Annotated in this window: 4 protein-coding genes; all 4 read left to right on the plus strand. The window is 71.6% G+C overall.

What is annotated here, in order from left to right:
* Positions 1–363: 363 nt before the first annotated feature.
* The 4 genes from QH283_RS07765 to QH283_RS07780 are packed head-to-tail and all read left to right on the plus strand — an operon-like array spanning position 364 to position 5,617.
* Positions 364–2,058 carry an ABC transporter substrate-binding protein gene (locus QH283_RS07765; protein WP_280502338.1) on the plus strand — a complete coding sequence of 565 codons (1,695 nt, stop codon included), beginning with the start codon at positions 364–366 and terminating at the stop codon, positions 2,056–2,058.
* Between the two features lie 2 nt (positions 2,059–2,060).
* Positions 2,061–3,020: an ABC transporter permease gene (locus tag QH283_RS07770; RefSeq protein ID WP_280502339.1), complete on the plus strand. Its 960-nt coding sequence runs from the start codon at positions 2,061–2,063 to the stop codon at positions 3,018–3,020.
* A gap of 6 nt (positions 3,021–3,026) precedes the next feature.
* Positions 3,027–3,950, plus strand: coding sequence for an ABC transporter permease (locus QH283_RS07775; RefSeq protein WP_280502340.1), 924 nt, complete (start codon positions 3,027–3,029; stop codon positions 3,948–3,950).
* Positions 3,950–5,617, plus strand: coding sequence for an ABC transporter ATP-binding protein (locus QH283_RS07780; protein ID WP_280502341.1), 1,668 nt, complete (start codon positions 3,950–3,952; stop codon positions 5,615–5,617). The genes QH283_RS07775 and QH283_RS07780 overlap by 1 nt, the downstream gene beginning before the upstream one ends.
* The last annotated feature ends 182 nt before the right edge of the window (positions 5,618–5,799 follow it).

Here is a 5,799-nt window from a genome sequence, read left to right on the forward strand (position 1 = left end):
CGCCCCGGGGGGCCCCTAAAAAACCCCCGCGGTCCTTGGGCACCAAAAACCCCCCCCCCCCGGCCCGGGGTGCCGGGTGCGCCTGGCACCGGCCGGGTGACCGGTGCCGAGCCGCCCGCGATTCGTGCGTCGCCAGGACGGCAGGCAACGGCGCGCGGCGCTGCGTCGCCGCAGGTAGCCCAGCTTTCTCCGCCATCTGCTGTCGATCGGCCTGCGCGCCATGCGCCGGTCCGCGGCGACTGTCGCCGATCACGCCGGCGTGGCCGGACACGCCTGCGGAACAGCCGCCGGCGGGCCGACAAATAATTGCGCTGACCGGAAGTCTCCGGCAGCGCGCACCGGCTCTGCCACAGTTGCCCGACTATGAGCACTGAATTCCGTTCGGCCACCGCACGTGCCGGAAATGTCTCGACCCTCGCCAGTCGCCGGGGCTTCCTCGCGCTGGCCGGGGCGTTCGGCGGCCTGTTGCTGGTCGGATGCGCCGCGGAGGGCAATTCGGCCGCGACCGGGGCGAGCGGCACACCCGTCCGAGGGGGCACGCTGAAATTTGCCTGGCTCGGCGCTCCCGAGTCCATCGACCCCCAGGTGAATTCGAGCTTCGCCGGCGCGAACTTCTCCAACAACATCGTCGATCGGCTGCTGTTCCAGGACCGCGACACCGGCGAGCTCAGCCCGTGGCTGGCCACGACATGGGAGCACAACGACACCCTCACCGAATTCGTGTTCACCCTGCGGGAAGACGTGACCTTCAGTGACGGCACAAAATTCGACGCCCGCTCGGTCAAGGACAATCTCGACCAGTTCTACTACGGCGACCCGGCGCTGAACATCAAACCGAACGGCCGCAGCTACCTCGGGCCCTACACCGAGACCCAGATCCTCGGCGAGCACATGGTGAAGGTGGTGTTCTCCGCCCCGAACGCGAGCTTTCCGCAACTGGCCGCGCACAGCGGCACCGGCAACATCTCCTTCCTCGCCGAGCGCACGCTGCGTTCCTCCGCCGAACAGCGGCTCGACCCGGCCAACGTGATCGGCACCGGCCCGTTCGTCGTCACCGAGCACGTGCCCAAGGAGCGTACGGTCGTGGTCCGCCGCGAAGACTACGGCTGGGCGCCCGCCGCCCTCGGGCACCAGGGCCCCGCCTACCTGGACCGCATCGAATTCCTCTCCGTCCCGGAGGCCAGCGTGCGGGTCGGCGCGTTGCAGTCCGGCGACGTGCCCGCCGCCTTCGACATCCTGCCCACCGACGAGAAGGTGCTCACCGCACAGGGTTTCACCCTCACCTCGCGCACCGTGCCCGGCTTCACCCTGGGCTGGCAGTTCAATCTCGGCCTCGCGCCCACCAACGATATCGCCGTGCGCCGCGCCGTCGTCGCGGCCACGAACCGGCCCGGCTACAAGAAGTCCCTGCTGTCGGAATCGGAGGGCGAGGCGCACTCGGTGCTGACCGACGGTGTCCCCGGATTCGTCGACTACAGCCAGGGCGCGCTGAAGTACGACCCCGAGCTGGCCGCGCGACTGCTCGACGAGGCGGGCTGGCGGGTCGGCCCCGACGGCATCCGGGCCAAGGACGGCGTGCGGCTGCGACTGAAGGGCACCGGCAACATCCTGGTGCCGGACGCGCGCATCGCCTACGAGGCGACCCAGGCGGCGCTGAGGGAACTCGGCATCGAGGTCGAGATGGTCTTCGACTCGCGCAACATCCCGGCCGAGCAGGTGGCCGCGGAATTCCACCTCATCAACATCAATCGCGCCCGCAACGACGTGGCGGTGCTCAACACCCAGCTCAACCCCGATCGGGGCAACGGCGCGCACATCCCCGCCGACCACCCCGACCGCGAGCGGATCGTGCGCACCTTCGCCGCCCTCGACACCGCCATCGGCCCCGCCCAGGCGCCCGCGGCCGAGGCCGTGCAGCACCTCATCCACGAGGAACTCGTGCTCGTCGACCCCCACTTCCAGACCTCGCAGGTCGCGGCGACCAGGGGCGTGGCGAACATCCATCTCGACGCCTCCGGCCGGTTGCTGTTCCTCGGCACCTGGGTGAGCGGGGACTGAGCATGCCCGGCTACGCCCGGACCGGGTACGTGCTGCTGAAGCTCGGCCGCGCCCTGATAGTGGTGTGGGGCGCGTTCACCGCCTCCTTCGTACTGCTCTACGTGCTGCCGGCCAGCCCGATCGAGCTGCTGTTCCCGCCCGACGAACGCGCGGGCATCGATCCTCGGGCCTTCGCGGAGATGGAACGCGCGTACGGCTTCGACAAGCCCGCGTGGCAGCAGTATCTCGATCGGCTGCTGGCCGCCCTGCGCGGCGATTTCGGCGTCTCGGTGACCAGCGGGCAACCGGTCGTCGCCGCGATCGGCGACGCCCTGCCGAGGACGGTGGTGCTCGCCGTGTCCGCGCTGGTGCCGGCGGCGGTGTTCGCGCTGGTCATCGCCTGGGTGGCGACCTATCTCGGGTCGGCGCGACTGCGTGAGGCGGTGGCGAGCCTCCCGCCGCTGCTGGTCTCGTTCCCCAGCTTTCTGCTCGGCCTGATCATCATCAAGATCTTCTCCTTCGAGCTCGGCTGGTTCCCGCCCATCAGCGGCACGGGCATCGACGGGCTCGTGCTGCCCGCCGTCGCGCTGGCCATCCCGGTGGCCGGGCCGATCGCCCAGCTGCTGCTGCGCAACTTCCAGCTCGAGTACGCCGCGCCGTATGTGCTCACCTCCTACGGCAAGGGTCTGCGCAAGGGAGCGGTGCTCAACATCGATGTGCTGCGCAACGCGAGCCTGCCCGCGCTCACCCAGGGCGGCATCGTCGTCGGCGAACTGCTCGCCGGCGCGGTGATCACCGAGACCGTCTTCTCCCGCGCCGGTGTGGGCCGGTTGACCGAGGAGGCGGTGCGCGCCCAGGACATCCCGCTGGTGCAGGGCATCGTCGTCTTCGTCGCCCTGTGCTTCGTGACGGTCAATTTCCTCGTCGATATCTCCTATCCGCTGCTCGATCCGCGGCTGCGCGCCGTCGAGGAAAGGGCGTGACCCGACGTGATCATCCGCCTCGACAAGCCGGTCCCCGCCGTCGCTCCGCCGCCCGCCTCGGCGACCGGCGTCACCGACGACGATACGAGGACGCTCGCGCCGCCGCGGAGCCGCTTCGGCGCGCTGCGCCCGCTCCGCGTCCGGCCCGGCCTGGTTCTCGCCGTCCTCGTCGTGCTCACCGCGCTGGCCTTCTGCCTCGCCCCCGGCGCCTTCACCTGGCACGACCCGTACGCACCCGACACCGAGGCCGTCCTCGTGGGTCCCGGCGCCGAGCACCTCTTCGGCACCGACCGGCTCGGCCGCGACATCTACACCCGCACGGTGTACGGCACCGTGATCACCCTGTCGGCCACGCTGCTCGCGGTGTCCATCGCCTTCTTCCTCGGCACCGCCCTCGGGCTGGTCGCCGGTTTCGTGCGCGGCGCGGTCGATGCGGTGATCATGCGCGTCGTCGACGTCCTGCTGTCGGTGCCCGGTCTGCTGCTGACCATGGTGGTCGTGGCGGCGCTCGGCTACGGGCTGACCAATGTGGCCGTCGCGGTGGGCATCTCGGCGGTCGCCAATTTCGCCCGCGTCATGCGCGCCGAGGTGCTCAAGGTGTCGCGTTCGGACTACGTCGAGGCGGCGGCGGGCATCGGCACGCCCCGGCTCGCCGTCCTGCTGCGGCACGTGCTGCCGAACGCCTCCACCTCGGTCGTCGCGCTCGTCCCGCTCCAGTTCGGCGCCGCCGTCCTCGCCATCGCGGCCCTCGGCTTCCTGGGTTTCGGCGCGCCGCCCCCGCAACCGGAATGGGGCCTGCTCGTCGCGGAAGGACGAGATCTGCTCGCCGTCGCCCCGTGGATCTCGCTGTTCCCCGGCGCGGTCATCCTGGCGGTGGTGCTCGCGGGCAACCGGATCAGCCGCGCCCTGCAGCCCGAAAGGCCCCTCTGATGTCACTGCTCACCTTCACCGATGTCGACATCTGGTACCGGCGTCGCGGCGCACCACCGACGCGCGCGGTCGCGGGGTTGTCGCTGACCGTGGCGCCGGGCGAGCTGGTGACCGTCGTCGGGGAATCCGGTTCGGGCAAGTCGACGGCGATCCGCGCCGCGATCGGCTTGCTCCCGGCCACGGCGACGGTGCGTGGACAGCTCCGGCTGGCGGGAACGAATGTGGCAGGCTGGTCGCACAACCGGTTCGCGCGCTTGCGCGGCTCCTACGCCGGTTACGTGCCACAGGACCCCGGCGTCTCCCTCAATCCGGTGAAGACCGTTGGCAGGCAACTGGAGGACGCGTTGCGCACCCGATTGCGCAGGCATCGGCTGCTGCCCTTCGGCGACGGCGCCCACCCGCGGCACATCAGGGCCGAGGCGCTGCGATTCCTGCGACTCGCCGGCCTGCCCGCGCCGGAGGACACCCACGCGAAGTACCCGCACGAGTTGTCCGGCGGCATGCGGCAGCGGGTGCTCATCGCCATCGCGCTCTCGGGCGAGCCGAGCCTGCTGCTGGCCGACGAGCCGACCAGCGCCCTCGACGTCACCGTGCAACGGCAGATCCTCGACCACCTCGACCTGCTCCGCGCCGAGCTCGGCATCGGAATCCTGCTCGTCACCCACGATCTCGGCGTCGCGCTGGAACGAGCCGACCGCGTCGTGGTCATGCGGCAGGGCACGGTGGTGGAGACCGGGACGCCCGAACAGATCCGGCGCGGCGCCGCCCACGCGTACACCCGGCGCCTGCTCGCCGCCGCGCCGGGTCTGCGATCCGGGAGGCTGCGGCCACGACCCGAGGCGCTCGCGCGCGCTCGACAGGCAGCGGAACGGCGGCAGGCCCGGCCCGCCGGGAACGCCATCGAGGTCACCGATCTCAGCCGCACGTTCATCACCCGTGGTGGCGGCGCCGCACGGGCCGTGACCGCCGTCGGGAAGGTCTCCTTCACCGTCGCCGCGGGCACCACGCACGCCCTGGTCGGCGAATCGGGCGCGGGCAAATCGACCTTGGCCCGCATCGTGGCCGGCCTCGAGGTCGCCGACAGCGGGCAGCTCTCCCTGCTCGGCCGCGCCGCGCCGGTCGACCGGCGCCGCGCGAGCGCGAATCTGCAATTCGTCTACCAGAACCCCTACTCCTCGCTCGACCCGCGCCACCGCGTGGCCGAGCTGGTGACCGAGCCGATCCGGGTGCACCGCAAGGACATCGGCCGCGCCGAACGGCGCGCCGCAGCCGCCCGGCTGCTCGACGACGTGCGCCTGCCCCGCGGCTACGCCACCCGCAGGGCCGCCGAACTGTCCGGCGGCCAGGCCCAGCGGGTGGCGATCGCCAGGGCGCTGGCGCTCAACCCGGACATCGTCGTCTTCGACGAGGCGGTCTCGGCGCTCGACGTGTCGGTGCAGGCCGAGATCCTGGGACTGCTCACCGATCTGCAGGCCGAGCACGCGCTGACCTACCTGTTCGTCACCCACGACCTCGGCGTGGTCGGGGTGTTCGCCGACACCGTCACCGTGCTGCGCGCAGGAGCCGTCGTCGAGTCCGGCGCCGTCGCCGACGTGCTCGGCGACCCGCGCCAGGAGTACACCCGCGGGCTGGTCGACGCGATCCCCGGCACCCGGCTCGCGCGCTGACCCCGCCCGTCCCCGAACACGTCGGAACCACCAGTGGAGGACCCATGACTTTGCAACGCGCCGATCGCCGTCCCCCCCCCCTCGACTCGGCGGAACACGACGCGGTGATCGCGGAGAACGCCGAGGACGCGCCCCCCCCGCCCGCGGCGGGGCGCGGCCCCCCGGAGCGGGGCCTGGGGCAG

The sequence above is a fragment of the Nocardia farcinica genome (assembly GCF_029867845.1).
Taxonomy (GTDB): Bacteria; Actinomycetota; Actinomycetes; order Mycobacteriales; family Mycobacteriaceae; genus Nocardia; species Nocardia farcinica_A.

What these genes read in the sequence shown, in the direction of transcription:
- QH283_RS07770 (WP_280502339.1), top strand. Translation starts at nt 2,061, where the DNA reads ATGCCCGGCTACGCCCGGACCGGGTACGTGCTGCTGAAGCTCGGCCGC.
- QH283_RS07780 (WP_280502341.1), top strand. Translation starts at nt 3,950, where the DNA reads ATGTCACTGCTCACCTTCACCGATGTCGACATCTGGTACCGGCGTCGC.
- QH283_RS07765 (WP_280502338.1), top strand. Translation starts at nt 364, where the DNA reads ATGAGCACTGAATTCCGTTCGGCCACCGCACGTGCCGGAAATGTCTCG.